Here is a 16,210-nt window from a genome sequence, read left to right on the forward strand (position 1 = left end):
GTCGCCCGCGGCGCCGCCGCGGCGCCCGCCGCGTCGCCGGCGCCGGAACGCGCGCGAATTGTCGGTATGGTCCGGGTCGAAGGAAATCGGATCGTCGTGTCCGAGCAGGCGGCCACGGCGCAGCAGGAGGACCAGGCGCGCTCCCAGGTCAGGGATTGGAAGCTCGCCCATTGCGCCCAGCAGCACTACGGCGGCGACACTTTCTTCCACCCGGCCGCCCAGCTCGTGAAAGCCGAGGGTCGGCCGGAGCCGCGTGGACCCGCCCTCCGTGGCCTGCGGCCGATCGGAGCCTTGGCCCGACTGTTTCGTGACGCCCAGGCGAAGGGCCTGCTGAGCTTCGCCACACAGGACATCGAGCGGCGCTTCTTCGATCGGCTTGAGAAGCCCTACTTCGACAACATCAAGGACGACGCCGGGGCTGTCGCCTTCCTCGCAAGTCCGCCGTGGGAATCGGCTGCCGAGGTGAAGGCGGGCGCCGCGGCGCAGTGAGCTCTCACCGGCCGCCTTGGGCGACCGGTGAGAGTTTAGTCACAGGACGGCCAGAGCCGCCTCACGCCGGCTGGGCGGCCGCGCCCTTCAGCATGGCGCACCAGCCGTTGAACGCGCCGTTGGCCTCGGCCCAGGACGGGCGCGCCTGCACGGCCGCCAGCCAACGGCGCACGTTCGGATAGGGCGTCAGGTCGAAGTCGGTCATTTCGCTGAGCGAGACCAGGGCCGCGCCGAAGAAGTCGGCGATGGTCGGCTGGTCGCCGGCCACCCACGTGCCTTCGCCGATCATGTGGTCGTTCAGGACCTTCAGGCGGGCGTTGGCCTTGTCGGTGTGCCAGGCCAGCAGGTCGTCGGTCTTGTGCACCGGATAGTGCGGCAGGACCTGCGGATAGATCACGCCGTAGCCGTGGTCGCGGTAGAAGCCGGTGTTGAACCAGTCCAGCGCGGAGTCGACGCGGGCGCGGGCCTTGGGCTCGGCCGGATAGGCCGGCGAGCCGGCGATGGTCGCCAGATAGCGCAGAATAGCGGCGGACTCGGGGATGCGCAGGTCGCCGTCCACGAAGGCCGGCACCGCGCCGTTCGGGTTCACGGCCAGGAAGGCCGGGCTCTTGTGCTCGCCCTTCATCATGTCGACCGGGACCAGCTCGACCGGCAGATCGTGCTCGAGCAGGAACTGGACGATCGGACGGCAAACGGTCGAGGCGGCGGCGTAGTAGAGCTTCATCGGGCGGCGCTCCGCTGGAGTTGTGGCGAAGCTGTAGGGCGGGGCGCGAGCGCGCACAATCGGTAGGAAACTGAGTTCGAATTTTCACCCGCCCAACGGCTTGGCCGTTCGAGGGGTTCGAGTAGGCTTGGGCTGATGTCAGACTTGTTCACTTGGGTCGCCGACCGGCCCAGCAGCTTTTGGACTGCCTTAGTCGTCCCCGTTGTGATCGCCGGGCTTGTCCTGGCCGCGCGCCGCCCGGCTCGGAAACAGGAGGGCTGGAGCGTGCTCACTCCGACAATTCCGCTGTGGCTGATGACGCTGGTCAGCTTTCCGGCGGCGCTGCTTTTCGCAGTGGTGTCCGTCGTCGTCGTCGTGCTCGCCGGCCAGGTCGTCCTCGGCGTCGAGCCAGCCCAGAGTGTGGACCGTAGCGTCTGGCTCATGCTGGTCGGCGCGCCGCTTCTGTTCGTCATGATGGCGTCGATGACCGCGCAGATCGCCTTGTGGCGGATCGCGTACAACGATGACGGCGTCGAAATACGCTTCCTATTCCGCCGCCGCTTCCACGCCTGGGCGGACGTCGAGATCATCGATCGCCATTGGGCGGGATCTCCGCGGATCAAGCTGTGCAGTGGGAAGAGCATCGCGGTTTGGGAGTACTGGCGCGGGTACCACGACCTCACGAGCTTCGCCCTGTCGAAGGGCGTCCCCGTGGAAGCCGGCCTGTAAGCGGCCTCAGGCCGCCTTGGGCCGAAGCTTCTGGGCCAGCCAGGGCAGGGCGCCGATCAGGCCCAGGAAGCGCGTGGTGTGGTGGGCGGCGACGTAGGCCGGGTTGGCGTTGAGCGCCACCGCGATGGCGACCATCACGTCCAGGCTGCCGGGCGCGAAGGCCAGCATGCCCGCCGCCGGCCCGACCCCGGTCATGCGTCCGGCCAGCCAGCCGGCCGACAGGCCCACCAGGGCCATCACGCCCAGCGCCGCCAGGCTGACCGGCAGGAAGCGCATCAGCGCGCCCGGCGAGACCCCGCGGAAGCGGGTGCCGACCAGGGCCCCCAGGCCCGCGCCGGCGAGGGTGACGACCAGGTGGGGCATGGCCACGCCGACTACGCCGGTGAGGTGGACCAGGCCGCTGCCGGCCATCGGGCCGAGGAAGGGGGCGCTGGGCCATTTCAGGCGCGCGGCCGCCAGCCAGCCCAGGGCGGAGGCGGCGATCAGCAGGCCCCAGCCGGCGAGGCCGGTGAGGCCGCCCTCGGGGGGCGTCGGCGGCACGAAGGTGTGCGCGCCGGCCAGCGCGAAGGGGGCGACGCAGGCGAGCGCCAGCAGGCGCAGGCTCTGGGCCACGGCGACCCGGCTCATGTCCGCGCCGTCGGCCTGGGCCAGCGCCAGGACGGCCGAGAGCGCGCCGGGGGCGGAAGCATAGAAGGCGGTGGCGGTGTCGCAGCGGCCGAGGCGGCGGAACACCAGGAAGCCGGCCCCGCACAGGACGATGGTGGCGACGACCAGCAGCGCGATGCTGAGCGGCCAGGTGCCGGCCGCCTTGAGGGCGTCGGGCGTGACCGAGGCGCCGGTGGCGACGCCCATCAGGGCCAGCAGGCCGGCGTAGACCTTTGGCGGGGCGGTCATGGGGCGGCCGATCAGGCTGGCCGCGGCCGTGCCGACCATGGCGCCCACGAGGGCGCCGGCCGGCACGTGCAGGAACAGCAGCAGACACGCGCCGCCGGCCGCCCAGACGATCGTCTCGGCGAAACCGGCGGCGTCGGTTCGGCTCAGGGCTGGACCTCGTCGGTGAAGGCGGCGATGTCCTTGAGCAAGCTCTGGACGGCCAGATCGATCAGCTGTTGGCCCTTTTCCGGGGTGGCCTGGGCCGGGTCCGACCCGATGCGGCCGTCGGGGAAGCGGGCGCGATAGTCCAGCGCGTCGCGGATCGGGCCGGTCGGCGCGATCTGCGGGCTGTAGTCGGCGGTCTTGATGCGATCCGGATAGGCGGCCTGGGTGACCGCGATCTCCGACGGGGTGGCGTGGCTGCCGTGGCCGGTCGGGAAGATCTTGAAGGCCAGCTTGTCGACGCCCTCCAGGTCCCACCAGTTCTTCAGCTTCAGGATGTAGGGCGTGCGCTCCTCGGCGAACGACCAGTCGGCGTAGATCTCGCTGAAGGTGGCCTCGATGGTGGCGACGTTGCCGCCGTGGCCGTTCAGGAAATAGATCCGCTCGAAGCCGTGGCGGGTCAGCGACGACACCCAGTCCGAGATCGCCGCCATGAAGGTCGACGGGCGCAGGCTGATGGTGCCCGGGAAGGCCAGGTGGTGCTGGGCCATGCCGATGTTGAAGGTCGGGGCGACCAGCAGGTTCGGGTCAACCTTCTCGGCCGCGTGGGCGATGATTTCCGGGCACAGCCAGTCGGTGCCGAGCAGGCCGGTCGGGCCGTGCTGTTCGTTGGAGCCGATCGGCACCACGACGGTCTTGGAGCGGCCCAGCTGGGCTTCGATTTCCGGCCAGGTCGAAAGCGCGAGCAACATGCGAAAAACTCCGTGCGGGCTTGAGCCCCGGCGTAACGAGGGTCCAAAGTCGCGCTTCGCATACCCGCCGCGGCCTAAGCGGCACAACGAGAAAAAGGCGAGGGCGTGAAAGTGTCCCAGGACCAGAGCATTCCGGCGCCCGCGGCATGGGCCAAGAGCGCGCGCGTGGGCGCCGCCGCCTATGAGGCCGCGCTGCAGCGCGTCGAGCACGAGCCTGAAGCCTACTGGCGCGAGCTGGCCGGCCGGCTGGACTGGATCAAGCCGTTCTCGACGGTGAAGGACGTCAGCTTCGCCCTGAACGACTTCCGCATCCGCTGGTACGCCGACGGGGTGCTGAACGCCGCGGCCAACTGCGTCGACCGGCACTTGGCCGAGCGCGGCGACCAGGTGGCGATCATCTGGGAAGGCGACGACCCGGCCGCCTCGCGCAAGATCACCTATCGCGAGCTGCACGCCGAAGTGTGCCGCATGGCCAACGTGCTGAAGGCGCACAAGGTCAAGAAGGGCGACCGCGTCACCATCTATCTGCCGATGATTCCCGAGGCCGCCTACGCCATGCTGGCCTGCGCGCGGATCGGGGCGGTGCACTCGGTGGTGTTCGCCGGCTTCTCGCCGGACAGCCTGGCCGGGCGCATCCAGGACTGCGAGTCCGAGGTGGTGATCACCGCCGACGAGGGCATGCGCGGCGGCAAGCGCGTGCCGCTGAAGGCCAACGTCGACTCCGCGCTGGAGCTGGCGCCGGGCGTGCGCTCGGTGCTGGTGGTGGCGCGCACCGGCGCCGACGTGCCGATGGTCGAAGGTCGCGACCACGACTACGCGGTCGAGCGGGCCAAGGTGTCGACCGACTGCCCGGCCGAGCCGATGGGCGCGGAGGACCCGCTGTTCATCCTCTACACCTCGGGATCGACCGGTAAGCCGAAGGGCGTGCTGCACACTACGGGCGGCTACCTGGCCTGGGCGGCGTGGACCCACGAGGCGGTGTTCGACTACCGCCCGGGCGAGGTCTACTGGTGCACCGCCGACGTGGGCTGGGTCACCGGCCACAGCTACATCGTCTACGGCCCGCTCGCGAACGGCGCGACCACCCTGATGTTCGAAGGCGTGCCGAACTATCCCTGCAACAGCCGGTTCTGGCAGGTGATCGACAAGCACGAGGTGTCGATCTTCTACACCGCGCCGACCGCCATCCGCGCCCTGATGCGCGACGGCGAGGCGCCGGTCGAGCGCACCTCGCGCAAGTCGCTGCGCCTGCTGGGCTCGGTCGGCGAGCCGATCAATCCGGAGGCCTGGCTCTGGTACTGGCGCGTGGTCGGCGAGAAGCGCTGCCCGATCGTCGACACCTGGTGGCAGACCGAGACCGGCGGCATCCTGATCTCGCCCCTGCCGGGCGCGACCGCCCTGAAGCCGGGCTCGGCGACCAAGCCGCTGCCGGGCGTGAAGCCGCAGCTGGTCGACGCCGACGGCAAGCCGTTGGAGGGCGCGACCGAGGGCAATCTGTGCCTGACCGACAGCTGGCCCGGCCAGATGCGCACGGTCTACGGCGACCACGAGCGCTTCCTGCAGACCTACTTCTCGACCTATCCGGGCAAGTACTTCACCGGCGACGGCTGCCGCCGCGACGCCGACGGCTACTACTGGATCACCGGCCGCGTCGACGACGTGCTCAACGTCTCCGGCCACCGGCTGGGCACGGCCGAGGTGGAGAGCGCGCTCGTCGCCCACCCGAAGGTGGCGGAGGCGGCGGTGGTCGGCTTCCCGCACGACATCAAGGGCCAGGGCATCTGGTCCTACGTCACCCTGCGGGCCGGCGAGCACCCGACCGAGGAGCTGCGCAAGGAGATGGTCGCCTGGGTGCGGCGCGAGATCGGGCCGATCGCGACGCCCGACGTGATCCAGTGGGCGCCCGGCCTGCCCAAGACCCGCTCGGGCAAGATCATGCGCCGCATCCTGCGCAAGATCGCCGAGGGCGACACGGGCAACCTGGGCGACACCTCCACCCTGGCCGACCCGGCGGTGGTCGACGACCTGGTCGCCGGCCGGGGGAAGTAGAAAAGACGAAGGCCCCGCGGCGTCAGCCGCGGGGCCGCCAATTCCGCCTCAGGCTCGGATCACATGGCCGAGTTCAGGAAGGACGAGCCGGTCCGCATGGTCGGGCCGCTGCGGTCGCGGTCCTTCAGCGTGCCGCCGCCGAAGTTCCAGCGCACCCCGATCTTCCACGCGTCGGATTCGTCGCCGACGATCGGGAAGAAGGTGTCCGCCTCGTGGCTGGCGTAACCGGCGAAGAAGCTGACCGGCATGGTCTCCGGCTTGAACTCGCCGCCCAGCGACCAGCTCGTGACGCTGCTGTCGTTGACGTCGGCGTAGTCGAAGCCGGCGCCGAGGGTGAAGTTGTCGGTGACGAAGAACTTGGCGCCCAGCGAGCCGTCCCAGCCGTCGGCGTCGCTAGACCCGGCCTCCAGGCTTTCGTAGCCGATCGAACCGGAGATGGTGGCCCGATCGAAGAAGGCCTTGCCTTCGAAGCCGAGGCCGTAAACGGCGATCGTCTGGATGTCGCTGACGTTGAAATAGCCGCCCGCCGCGTACTGGTCGCCGCGGTAGAAGGCGTGCAGGGCGCCTTCGCTGTAGTTCACCGAGCTGCCGCCGTCGCTGAGGCGGCTGAACTGGGCGTCGGCCTGGATGTTCCAGCCGTTGGCGCCGACTTCGGTCGACACGGCGCCGCCGAGTTGGATGCGGTCGAGGTCCGTACCGAACCCGCCGACCTGGCCGTAGTTGAGATCGAGATAGCCGTCGGCGGCCATCGCGGGGGCCGCCAGGGCGGCGGCGAGAACGAGCACGGACACCGAGAGAACTGACTTCATCGCCTTACTTCCCTTGGATGATGTGAGGGCGGCGCCGGTCGTTGCCGGACGCAGCCGTATGGACGCTCGGACACCCGCGGGTTGTAAGGCAAAGCTTCAAGCTCGACTGTGCCGCGAAAGCGACAGCCCGGCTGCTGGCTGGTTGCGTCGCCGTAAGCTCTTGAAGAGTCTGGGAGTGGCCGGCGACGGGCGGCGAAAATCTCACAGGACCGTGGCGGCCCGGTCACGCTCAGGTCCAACGCTCATCGGCGTGAAAAGCAAACGGCCCGGCGGTGGTGACCGCCGGGCCGTCGAAGGTTCAGGCTCTAGCCTGGCCTTACTTGCTGTAGGCCGGCGGCATGGCGCCGGCCGACTTGTAGCGATCGCGCAGCTGCAGGGCCCGCGAGGTGAGCGGCATCTGCTCGCCCTTCACGAACACGGCCTGCGGCTGGCTGAGCGGCTCCAGCGGGTCGCCGCTCCAGATCACCAGGTCGGCGTCCTTGCCGGCTTCCAGCGAACCGAAGCGGTCCGCCACGCCGAACACCTTGGCCGGGTTGATGGTCAGGGCCTTCAGCGCGCCAGCGTAGGACATGCCGTGGGCGACCGCGTTGCCGGCGTTGAAGCGGGCTTCGCGGGCGCGGTGGGCGTTCTCTTCGTTGGCCTTGATCACCACGGTGACGCCGGCCTTTTCGAGGACGCCGGCGTTTTCCATGGTCGAGCCGAGCGTCTCGAAGTTGCCCGGCAGGTCGGCCAGCGGGTTGAGGATCACCGGCACGCCGGCGGCGGCGATTTCGTCGGCGACCTTCCAGGCCTCCTCGCCACCGTCGATGATCAGCTTCAGGTTCTGCTGCTTGGCGAACCGCAGCGCCTGACGGATGTCAGAGGCGCGGTGCACCGAGACCAGCAGGGGCATGCGCCCTTCGATCACCGGGATCAGGGCCTCCAGGTCGGCGCGCGACAGGTTCAGCTCGCGAGCCGAACCGGTGTCGAAGGCCGCCTTGTTGGCCTTGTAGAAGCGCACGTCGTCCAGCGCCGTCTTCAGCAGGACGAAGCTGGCGCCGCGCGCGCCGCCGGCGGCCCGGGCGCCCATCTCGCCCAGCGGGGCGGTCATGGCGACCTGGGCCTTGGTCAGCATGTTGTCGTGCTGGCCGAGGTCGACGACCGCGGCCTGACCGGCGAACAGGCTCTTGGGGACGTCGTGGCCGTAGGCGCCGGCCGTGTCGTGCTCATGCCCGCCGTCGCCGCCGCCGCCGTAGGCGGGCACCACCACCGCGCGGGTGATGCCGCCGAGGCGGGCGACCGGCAGCAGGAAGGAGTCCGGGTTCAGGCCGTACTGCACGTCGAAGGCGGCGGTCAGGCCGGGGGTGTTCGGCGACAGGTCGTCGCCCACCGAGGTGACCTCCATCGCGCCCAGCGCGCTGTCGGCGATCACGAAGCCCGGGGTGACGATCTGGCCCTGGGCGTCGATCACGCGCGCGCCGGCCGGAGCCGCCACGCCGGCGCCGACCGCGACGATCTTGCCGTCGCGGATGACCACGGTGCCGTTCTGGATTTCACCCGCCGGACCCATGGTCAGGACGCGGGCGTTGGTGACCGCGACGGTCTCGGCGCAGGCCGAGGACGCGGCGGCGGCGGCGAACGCCAGGACGGCGGCCGCGGCGAAGTTCTTGAGGCCGCGCATCAACGGATCTCCTGGCCGAGCTGGAAGTCGGACTTGGGCTGGAAGTTCGGGTCGTTGCGGTCGTAGGCGAGGCCGCCGTCGACGTAGACCTTCTCAGCCTTGGCGTAGATGCTGAACGGGTCGGCGCTCCACACCACGACGTCGGCGCGCTTGCCGGCCTCGAGGGTGCCGGTCTCCTTCAGGACGCCGATCATCTTCGCAGGGTTGGCGGTGATCCACTTGATCGCCTCTTCCTCCGGGATGTTGATCCCGGCCCGGCGGCCGGCGCCCAGGGCCACGGCGGCTTCCTGGTTCAGGCGCTGGGTGAGGATGTCGTCGTCGGAGTGGATGACGGCGCAGGCGCCCGCCTTGGTGATCATGGCGGCGTTCTCTTCGATGCCGTCCAGGCTCTCCATCTTGAAGCCCCACCAGCCGGCCCAGGTGGCCGAGCAGATGTCTTCTTCACGCAGGCGGTCGGCGATCTTGTAGCTTTCCGACGCGTGGTGGAAGGCGTTGATCTTGTAGCCGAACTCCTTCGACAGATCGATCATCATGGCCATTTCGTCGGCCCGGTAGCAGTGGTTCTGCACCGTGATCTCGCCCTTCAGCACGCCGGCCAGGGTGTCGAGCTGCAGGTCGCGCTTCGGCGGGCTCTTTTCAGTGCCGTTGCGGTAGTCGTCCCACTTGCGGGCGTAGTCGGCGGCGTTGATCCAGGCGGCGCGGTAGCCGGCCATGTTGCCCATGCCGGTGGCCGGCGACTGGTTACGGCCGCCGTACACGCGCGACGGGTTCTCGCCGCAGGCCATCTTCAGGCCGTAGGGCGCGCCGGGGAACTTCATGCCCTGCATGGTCACCGACGGCACGTTGCGGATGGTCACCGAGCGGCCGCCGAACAGGTTGGCCGAGCCGGGGAGGATCTGCAGGGTGGTCACGCCGCCGGCGCGGGCGGCGTTGAAGCCCGGATCCTGCGGCCACAGCGAGTGCTCGGACCACACCTGGGCGGTGTTCGGGCTGGTCGCCTCGTTGCCGTCCGACATGCCCTGCACGCCCGGCGACGGATAGACGCCGAGGTGGGAGTGCGCGTCGATCACGCCCGGGGTGACGTACTTGCCGCGGCCGTCGACCACGGCGTAGCCGGCCGGCGCGGCCAGGCCGGCTTCGATCTTCTCGAGCTTGCCGTCGCGGAACAGCACGGTGCCGTTCTCGATCTTCGCGCCGGTCGCGGTCAGCACCGTCGCGCCCACGATGGCGGTCGGCTGGCCCGGCAGCGCCTTGTAGGTGCTCGGATACGGATCCGGCTGGGCCCAGGCGTCGAGGCCCTTGGGCATGGCTTTCGGTTCAGACTTCTTGGCGGTCTGGCTGGCGCCCTTGTCCGGGCCGCTGGTGGCGGCGCCGGTGGTGGCGCACCCGCTCAGGACCGCGGCCGCGACGAGCGCGACCACAGCCGTGCTGTGTTTCATTTAATCTACCCTCCCGGTCCGTTTTCGGACTCAAGGGCGGATATGAACACCGCAAAGGCTTAGGAGGGAAGCCCTCTCTGTTGGGGGGTCACCAGTTGATTTCGTAGCCGGCGGAGATCCCCAGGTGCAGGCGCGGGCCGGACAGTTCGTCGGCCACGCCGCGGGTCTCGGCCAGCGGGTGGGCGTAGATGGCGTCCAGGTGGATGCGGTCGTTCCAGCTGAAGCGCAGGCCCGCGCCGCCGGTCACGGCGCTCTGCTCGCGCGCGCCGTAGGCCTTGTCCTCGTTCCAGGCCTGGGCCGCCTCGACGAAGGCCATGGGGCTGACGGTCCAGCGGCCGCCCAGATCGTGGGGCGCGCCGGTCAGCTCGACCGAGGCGGCCACGCCGCGGTCGCCGTACAGCGCGCCGGGGTCCAGGCCACGGCCGCCTTCCAGCCCGCCCCAGGTGAATTCCTCGAAGGCTGTCAGCGGCGCGTCGGCCCACTGGCCCTTGGCCTGCACCGCCACCTGGCCGCGGCCGAGCGGGCGCGTGGCGGCGGCGTCGAAGCGCACCGAGGTGGCCTGCGGATCGGCTTCGGGACGGCTGAGCAGGGCGTCGCCGGCGCGGCTGGCCCCGAACGCCTCCAGCCCCTTGCGCACGGTCAGGCCGGCCGAACCGGAGACCTCGCCGGCCTGGCCCTCGACCCGCACGCCGGCGTAGGCCACGCGCGAGCGGTCGCGCAGCGTCGCCTCGCCGTTCAGCAGCTCGGTGTCCTGGTTGACCGCCTCAAAGCCCACGCGGCCGGTGACGAGACCGTCGGGCAGGGTCGCCAGCGGATGGTTCAGCTCGCCGCGGGCCAGCTTGGTCACCCCGACGGTGTCCTGGTTGGGCGGACGCTCGTGCGGCTTCTGCTCGAACCAGGCCAGGTCGCCGCGCACGCCCAGGCCGCCTTCGGTCAGCAGCGCGTCCGAGGAGATCTGCGCGCCGCGCTGGCGGTCTGAGCCCACGCCGGAAAACACGCCCAGCACGGTCTTCTCGTTGAGCGGCGTCAGGCCGTTGACGATCAGGTTGGCCCCGGCGCTCCACGCGCCGACCGTGTCGGAGGAGGCGTTCTGCGCGCTGACGAACACGGCCGCCTTGGGCGGGACGATGGTCAGGACCAGGTCGACCGCGTCGGGATCGGCGGCGTTGGGCCGGGCCATCGGGCGGATGTTCCAGAAGCCGTAGCCGCGCGCGATGGTCATGCCACGGCGCAGGTCGGCCTGGCGTAGCGGGCGGCCCGGCGCGAGCGATCCGAACGCCTTGCGCACGAAGGCCTGCGCCTTCTCGTCGCCGCCTTCGACCACGACCTGGGCGACGCGGCCTTCGTTGACCCTCACCGTCCAGGCGCCGTCTTCGGTGCGCGCCTGCGCCGTGGCGAAGGCGTAGCCAGCCTCGCGGTAACGGCAGGCGATCCGTTCGGCCAGGTTGAACATGGTCGGGTGGTCGATCGGCCGGCCCAGCAAGGGCGCCCACTCCGACGCCAGCACGGCCGGGTCGATGGCGGTGACGCCTTCCAGCGCCACGTGCTCCAGCGGCGCGCCCTCGGCGCTCGCGGGCGAGGCGACCGGCGCGACGTTGCACGGCGCGGCCCGGGTCTCGGGGATCTCGACCGGGGCGACCTCGGGCACGCGCAGCACTTCCGAACGGGTCGGCGGCGGGGTCTGGGCGTGGGCGGGCAGCGCGCCCAGCGGTCCCAGCGCCAGGGCCAGGGGCGCGGCGCGGCCCAGCCTGGAGCGCAGGGCGAGGGGCAGGGTCGGGCCGGAGGCGGCCGGACGAATCGGCATCAACGCGCCTCCGGGCACGAACTTTACTGACGAGCGGTTACGCCTAGCAGGATTCAGCGAGCGCCGGATTGCGACGAAGCGTCCGGGGTCCCGAAGGCGGCGTGCAGCGCCGCTTCGTCCAGGCCGGCGATCTCGACCTGCTTCAGCCGCTGGGTCGCCCCCCGCTCGACCTTCACCGCCGATTTCGACAGGCCGAGCGTCCTGGCCAACAGGGCTTCGAGCGCGGCGTTGGCCTCGCCCTCCACGGGAGCGGCGCGCACCCGGACCTTCAGGAACAGCCGCCCGGCGTCGTCGCGGTCCCAGCCGTCCACCCGGTCGGCCCCGCCGCGCGGGGTCAGGCGCACGGCCACGCGCACGGGCCTCAGCCCAGCGCGCCGATCAGCAGAGGCGCGAGCGTGTTGTGCACCACGATGCCCAGGAACTGCAGGGCCAGCAGCAGGATCACCGGGCTGACGTCGATGCCGCCCAGCAGCGGCACGATCTTGCGGATCGGCCGGAGCAGCGGGTCGGCCACCGCCTCGAGGAAGCGCCCCACCTGGTAGACGATGGCGTTGCGCGGGTTCACCACGTTGAAGGCGATCAGCCAGCTCAGCAGCGCCCAGGCGATCACCACGACGTTCACGAAGAAGATGGCCGTATCGATCAGCCAAATAATAGCGGTGCCCATGGGTGTGATCGCGCGTCCTTCGAGGAAAGCACAAATGTGGTGCTTCCGACCCCCGGCTTGTAGGGCGCCGCTCCGGTAGCGACAAGGCGAGCTTCTGGAGCGCCTTGACACCCCCCGCCTCGGGTCTTTATGTGCCGCCTCCCGTGCGGGGCCGTAGCTCAGATGGTAGAGCGCCTCGTTCGCAATGAGGAGGTCAGGGGTTCGATTCCCCTCGGCTCCACCATCCCCTCAAGGATGGTCCCTCGCACGGGATTTCAACGACATAGCCAAGAGCGGTGAGCCAGGCGGCCTTCGGTGGCGCGCCCGTCCTGCTGGCGCGGTGTCGCTAGCCGCGAGGATCGGGGAAGGTCGACAGCAGCCAGTCGACCACCGTGGTCTGCAGCGCGACGCGATGGTCGTTGTAGCTGTGGTCGGTGGTGAACTTCACCTGGGTCGGGGCAGGACCCCCGGCCGCCCGGACCGCGTCGGCCGCCGCCTGGTCGGCCGGTCCGTTGCCGTCGTCGGAACTGATCGTCAGCACGGGCCTGCCCGCCATCTTCGCGGCGTGGCCTCGCCAGTCCCACGTCCTGGCTTTGGCGTTGGCGTAGATCTCGTCCACCAGCGCCTTGGGGGGCGCATTGGAGAAGCTCGCGTCTTCGGCCAGCTCCGCGGCCAGCTCGGCCCTCTGGGCCGGCGTGTCGGCGTCGCTCACCCAGCTCGCGAAATCGGCCGCCGAAATGACCACGAAGCCGGCGACGGGCTCGTCACCCACCATGACGGTGTCGAAGCCGCCCATGCTGTGACCGAGCACGACCAGTCGGGACGCATCGACGCGGCTGCTGTTGGCGGGAGCGCGCAACCAGGCCAGGGCCGCGCGGGTGTCCTCGATGGTGTGGCCGAAGCTGAATTGGCCTGGCGCGCCCCAGACGCCCCGATAGTGGATCGCCATCACGTTCCAGCCCGCCCGCTGGATCGCGCGGGCGAGGTCGAGGTTCAGCTCCGTCCCCGGAAACCCGTGAAGCAGCAGCACCGTGGGATGAGGCCCTTCGCCGGCGGCGAGGAAGAGACGCGCCGGAACCTCCACGCCGCCGGTCGGATAGCGGACCTGAAGGAGCTGGGCGGGATGCGCCGCGTTCGCGGGCGGGTCCGCGACGACCGCCGGGGGCGGCGCCGCAGGCTGTGCGGACGCGAGGGTCGCGGGCGCCGTGAGCGCGGCGCCGAGTAAAAGCGGAAGCAGGACGCGCATGTTCTCCCCGACCATGCTGAGCACTTCAGCCCCGAACAGAAGTCTGACTTCACAGAAAGCGCAAGCCGGTTGGACGCGCCCTCGGCTCCGCCACCCCTTTCGGACCAGATGATCCGGCTTCGCCGCTTTCGCGCTGGGCGAGGAGGCGCGTGCCGTCAGGCGGCGTCGGGGTCGCGCGTCCGAGACTCCGGCGCCTCCGAGCGGCTGCGGATCGCCGCCTCGGTGCGGTTGCGTACGCCGAGCGCGTTCAGCACCGCGTGCACGTGGAGCTTCACGGTCGATATCGAAATTCCGAGCGCTTCGGCGATCTCCCGGTTGCTCTTGCCGCGCTCGATCCAGCCCAGCACTTCGCGCTGGCGTTCCGACAGTCGGGCCGCGCCGCCCGAAGGCGGCTCCGGCGTGGCCGGCTCGGTGAGGTGCGGAAAGTAATCGCCGCCTGCGACGGCCAGCAGCATGGCGGCGCCGACGAGCTCGACCGGTGCGTTCCAGGGGACGTGCGCCCGCGCGCCGACGGCCCGGACCAGGTCCGCACGGGCGCGATCCGGGCAGGGGTCGAGGGTGATCACCGGGGCGGGGCGGACACGCGTCACCAGGCGATCGAGGCTCTCGCGGAAGTCCTGGAAGGGAAGGCTGGCCACCACCAGGCCGTACGGCGCGTCGAAGGCGATCTCGTCGACGGTTTCAGCTGCGGTCACTTCTGAGCCTGGGCCCAGCCTGCGCGCAACAAGGTCGCGGAGCGCCTCGCGGACGAGCGGGGCGCTGCCGACGAGCAGGATCTTCATCCGGATCAACTCGGCACGTTTGTTCGGGCGGCTAGATAGGCGTTGCCGTTGGCCCTCGCAATATCCTTAATCCAATTAGGGGAATTCACACGAAGTGCCAGGTTGCGATTTGTCTCGGATAGATCGAAAGATTTATTGTGAACAGGCCTTATTGACCCAGACTGCACGCCTAGACCGTGCCTGAGGTCTAGTTATCCCTATCTATATTCCTCCGCGTATATAGTGGGGAATACTGCGTTCGATTCGAGAGCGAGCGCGCCAATGTCTGCTGAATCGACCCTGGATGATCCGCGCCAGTCGTTTGTCGGCGGTCGGGCCGACATCCTCGCGGTTCTGCAGGGGCGGGCCGAGGCGTTGATGGTCGAGTACGACCAAGCGTCGGCGGCGGTCGCCAGCGTGTTTCTCGGCTCCGACGGCGACGCGGCGCGGGCGGTTTGCGCGCCCGGCGAGACGGTCGAGGACCTGGTGGCCGACGGCCCGCTGGCCGAGGCCGTCGGCGCCGGCCTAGCAGCGGCGCGGGGCGGCGCTTTCCACGCGGTCGAACTGGAGACTCAGGCCGATACCGGGCCGTCGTGGTCGCGCCTGGTTCTGACGCCGCGCTACAAGGGACACGGGCGGCTGCGCGGCTTCAGCCTGATGCTGCAGAACGTCACCGAAGCGCGCCGGGGCGCGCTGGACCTGACGGTCGCACGCGAGCGCCTGGCGGCGATCCTGAACAACGCGGCGGACGGCGTGGTGGTGATCGACGCCGAGGGCCGGATCGAGGAGGTGAACGCCGCCGCCGCCCGGATCTTCGGCTGGCCTGAGGCTGAACTGCCGGGCCAGCCGGTCACCTGCCTGATGGACGCGCCGTACAGCAATTTCCACGCCGAGCGGGTGGATCGTTACATCGCCACCGGGGTCAGCGGCATCCTCAACGTCGGCCCGCGTCCGCTTCCGGCCCGGCGACGCGACGGCTCGCTGACGGCGATCGAGCTGTCGATCGGCGAGGTCTGGATCGCCGGCCAGCGCAAGTTCATCGGCGTCTGCCGCGAGGTCGGCGAGCGCCTGCGCCATCAGGAGGAACTGCGCGAGGCCAACCGGGTGCTGGCGGCCACCATCCACGACCTGCGGCGGGTCCGCGACGATCTGCACGCCCGCAAGCAGGCCGCCGACACCCTGGCCGCGGCCACCGAGGCCGCGCGCAAACAGGCGGAAGCGGCGAGCCTGGCCAAGTCGCGATTTCTCGCCAAGGCCAGCCACGAATTGCGTACGCCGCTGAACGGCATACTCGCTCTCGCGGAAGTGCTGTGCGCGAAGGTCGAGCCCGGAGAGGCGCGCGAACTGGCCGACGTGGTCGCCAGGTCGTCGCGCGACCTCGTCGTCCTGCTGAACGAAGTGCTCGACCTGTCCAGCCTGGAGCTGGGCGCGGTGACCTTGAAGTCCGCCCCGTTCTCGCTGTCGGACCTGGTCGGTCAGGCCGCCGCGGTGTGGTCGGTGGCGGCCGGCGCCAAGGGGCTCGACTTCCGCCATCAGGCGCCGGAGCGGGACGTGCGGGTGCTCGGCGACCGGGCCCGCCTGACCCAGATCCTGTCCAACCTGCTCGGCAACGCGGTCAAGTTCACCAGTCGCGGCCTTGTGGAGCTGAGCGCGCAGACCGAAGCGCACGAGGCCGGCTTCGTGACGGTTCGGTTGGTGGTCTCTGACACCGGGCCGGGGATCGACGAGGACGTGCGCGCGCGGTTGTTCGAGCCGTTCGTGCATGCCGGAGCACCAACGCTGCAACGGCAGGCCGGGGCGGGCCTGGGGCTGTCGATCTGCCGCGAACTGGTCGACCTGATGGGCGGGCGGGTGTGGGCCGACGCGGTCGGAGGCGGCGCGCGCATGACCGTCGAGGTCGAGCTGCCGATCGCGCCGGCCGAGGCGGCGGCGGACCCGGCGGCGGTGGCGGTCGCCCCGGCGCCGGACGACGCCCTCACCGTCCTGGTGGCCGACGACCACCCGGTCAACCGCCAGGTCATGGGCGTGCTGCTGGAGCGGCTGGGGCTGCCCCACGCCTTCGCCGAGGACGGCGTCGAGGCCGTGGAG

The 16,210-nt window shown here is 70.3% G+C and carries 15 protein-coding genes and 1 tRNA gene; 5 read left to right on the top strand and 11 right to left on the bottom strand.

Annotated elements, in window-relative coordinates; genetic code table 11:
* Positions 1-489 (top strand): hypothetical protein (locus G3573_RS12175; protein ID WP_163261355.1); only part of this gene is annotated, 489 nt, incomplete at its 5' end.
* Between the two features lie 61 nt (positions 490-550).
* On the opposite strand, the gene G3573_RS12180 is transcribed toward G3573_RS12175, so the two are convergent.
* Positions 551-1,213, bottom strand: coding sequence for a glutathione S-transferase family protein (locus tag G3573_RS12180; protein ID WP_163261356.1), 663 nt, complete (start codon positions 1,211-1,213; stop codon positions 551-553).
* A gap of 135 nt (positions 1,214-1,348) precedes the next feature.
* Here G3573_RS12180 and G3573_RS12185 point away from each other — a divergent pair, with 135 nt between their 5' ends.
* Entirely contained in the window at positions 1,349-1,921 is a 573-nt protein-coding gene (locus G3573_RS12185) for a PH domain-containing protein (protein ID WP_163261357.1), read from the top strand.
* A 6-nt stretch (positions 1,922-1,927) separates the two neighbouring features.
* Here G3573_RS12185 and G3573_RS12190 read toward each other — a convergent pair whose 3' ends face one another.
* Both G3573_RS12190 and G3573_RS12195 read right to left on the bottom strand, forming a co-directional pair.
* Entirely contained in the window at positions 1,928-2,962 is a 1,035-nt protein-coding gene (locus G3573_RS12190; protein ID WP_276208721.1) for an AbrB family transcriptional regulator, read from the bottom strand.
* The gene (locus G3573_RS12195) at positions 2,959-3,708 is read right to left on the bottom strand and encodes a creatininase family protein (RefSeq protein WP_163261359.1); all 750 of its coding nucleotides are present in this window, start codon (positions 3,706-3,708) and stop codon (positions 2,959-2,961) included. Before G3573_RS12195 ends, G3573_RS12190 begins: the two co-directional genes overlap by 4 nt.
* A gap of 111 nt (positions 3,709-3,819) precedes the next feature.
* Between G3573_RS12195 and acs the strand changes: the two genes are divergently transcribed.
* Entirely contained in the window at positions 3,820-5,757 is a 1,938-nt protein-coding gene (gene acs, locus G3573_RS12200) for an acetate--CoA ligase (RefSeq protein ID WP_163261369.1), read from the top strand.
* Between the two features lie 59 nt (positions 5,758-5,816).
* Here the strand turns inward: acs and G3573_RS12205 are convergent, their stop codons facing one another.
* The 6 genes from G3573_RS12205 to G3573_RS12230 all read right to left on the bottom strand — a co-directional run bounded on the left by G3573_RS12205 (position 5,817) and on the right by G3573_RS12230 (position 12,136).
* Positions 5,817-6,566, bottom strand: coding sequence for an outer membrane beta-barrel protein (locus G3573_RS12205; RefSeq protein WP_163261360.1), 750 nt, complete (start codon positions 6,564-6,566; stop codon positions 5,817-5,819).
* 316 nt (positions 6,567-6,882) lie between these two features.
* A complete protein-coding gene (locus tag G3573_RS12210; protein ID WP_163261361.1) occupies positions 6,883-8,226 on the bottom strand; it encodes an amidohydrolase family protein in 1,344 nt (447 codons plus the stop codon).
* Entirely contained in the window at positions 8,226-9,665 is a 1,440-nt protein-coding gene (locus G3573_RS12215; protein ID WP_163261362.1) for an amidohydrolase, read from the bottom strand. The genes G3573_RS12210 and G3573_RS12215 overlap by 1 nt, the downstream gene beginning before the upstream one ends.
* 88 nt (positions 9,666-9,753) lie before the next feature.
* Positions 9,754-11,469, bottom strand: a complete 1,716-nt coding sequence (locus tag G3573_RS12220; RefSeq protein ID WP_163261363.1) for a ShlB/FhaC/HecB family hemolysin secretion/activation protein — start codon at positions 11,467-11,469, stop codon at positions 9,754-9,756.
* Between the two features lie 53 nt (positions 11,470-11,522).
* Entirely contained in the window at positions 11,523-11,825 is a 303-nt protein-coding gene (locus G3573_RS12225; RefSeq protein ID WP_163261364.1) for a DUF167 family protein, read from the bottom strand.
* A 5-nt stretch (positions 11,826-11,830) separates the two neighbouring features.
* Positions 11,831-12,136 carry a YggT family protein gene (locus tag G3573_RS12230; protein WP_163261365.1) on the bottom strand — a complete coding sequence of 102 codons (306 nt, stop codon included), beginning with the start codon at positions 12,134-12,136 and terminating at the stop codon, positions 11,831-11,833.
* A gap of 147 nt (positions 12,137-12,283) precedes the next feature.
* Between G3573_RS12230 and G3573_RS12235 the strand changes: the two genes are divergently transcribed.
* A tRNA-Ala gene (locus tag G3573_RS12235) sits at positions 12,284-12,359 on the top strand.
* A gap of 102 nt (positions 12,360-12,461) precedes the next feature.
* Here G3573_RS12235 and G3573_RS12240 read toward each other — a convergent pair.
* Both G3573_RS12240 and G3573_RS12245 read right to left on the bottom strand, forming a co-directional pair.
* Positions 12,462-13,376: an alpha/beta fold hydrolase gene (locus G3573_RS12240; protein WP_163261366.1), complete on the bottom strand. Its 915-nt coding sequence runs from the start codon at positions 13,374-13,376 to the stop codon at positions 12,462-12,464.
* Positions 13,377-13,516: 140 nt separating this feature from the next.
* Entirely contained in the window at positions 13,517-14,143 is a 627-nt protein-coding gene (locus G3573_RS12245) for a response regulator transcription factor (protein ID WP_163261367.1), read from the bottom strand.
* Between the two features lie 261 nt (positions 14,144-14,404).
* On the opposite strand from G3573_RS12245, the gene G3573_RS12250 reads away from it, so the two are divergent.
* Positions 14,405-16,210, top strand: a 1,806-nt coding sequence (locus tag G3573_RS12250) for an ATP-binding protein (RefSeq protein ID WP_163261368.1), incomplete at its 3' end; no start/stop codon positions are given.

It is taken from the genome of Caulobacter sp. 17J65-9, assembly GCF_010975005.1.
Classification (GTDB): domain Bacteria; phylum Pseudomonadota; class Alphaproteobacteria; order Caulobacterales; family Caulobacteraceae; genus 17J80-11.

What these genes read in the sequence shown, in the direction of transcription:
- G3573_RS12230 (WP_163261365.1), bottom strand. Translation starts at nt 12,136, where the DNA reads ATGGGCACCGCTATTATTTGGCTGATCGATACGGCCATCTTCTTCGTG.
- G3573_RS12185 (WP_163261357.1), top strand. Translation starts at nt 1,349, where the DNA reads ATGTCAGACTTGTTCACTTGGGTCGCCGACCGGCCCAGCAGCTTTTGG.
- G3573_RS12180 (WP_163261356.1), bottom strand. Translation starts at nt 1,213, where the DNA reads ATGAAGCTCTACTACGCCGCCGCCTCGACCGTTTGCCGTCCGATCGTC.
- G3573_RS12240 (WP_163261366.1), bottom strand. Translation starts at nt 13,376, where the DNA reads ATGGTCGGGGAGAACATGCGCGTCCTGCTTCCGCTTTTACTCGGCGCC.
- G3573_RS12220 (WP_163261363.1), bottom strand. Translation starts at nt 11,469, where the DNA reads ATGCCGATTCGTCCGGCCGCCTCCGGCCCGACCCTGCCCCTCGCCCTG.
- G3573_RS12215 (WP_163261362.1), bottom strand. Translation starts at nt 9,665, where the DNA reads ATGAAACACAGCACGGCTGTGGTCGCGCTCGTCGCGGCCGCGGTCCTG.
- G3573_RS12205 (WP_163261360.1), bottom strand. Translation starts at nt 6,566, where the DNA reads ATGAAGTCAGTTCTCTCGGTGTCCGTGCTCGTTCTCGCCGCCGCCCTG.
- G3573_RS12245 (WP_163261367.1), bottom strand. Translation starts at nt 14,143, where the DNA reads ATGAAGATCCTGCTCGTCGGCAGCGCCCCGCTCGTCCGCGAGGCGCTC.
- G3573_RS12210 (WP_163261361.1), bottom strand. Translation starts at nt 8,226, where the DNA reads ATGCGCGGCCTCAAGAACTTCGCCGCGGCCGCCGTCCTGGCGTTCGCC.
- G3573_RS12195 (WP_163261359.1), bottom strand. Translation starts at nt 3,708, where the DNA reads ATGTTGCTCGCGCTTTCGACCTGGCCGGAAATCGAAGCCCAGCTGGGC.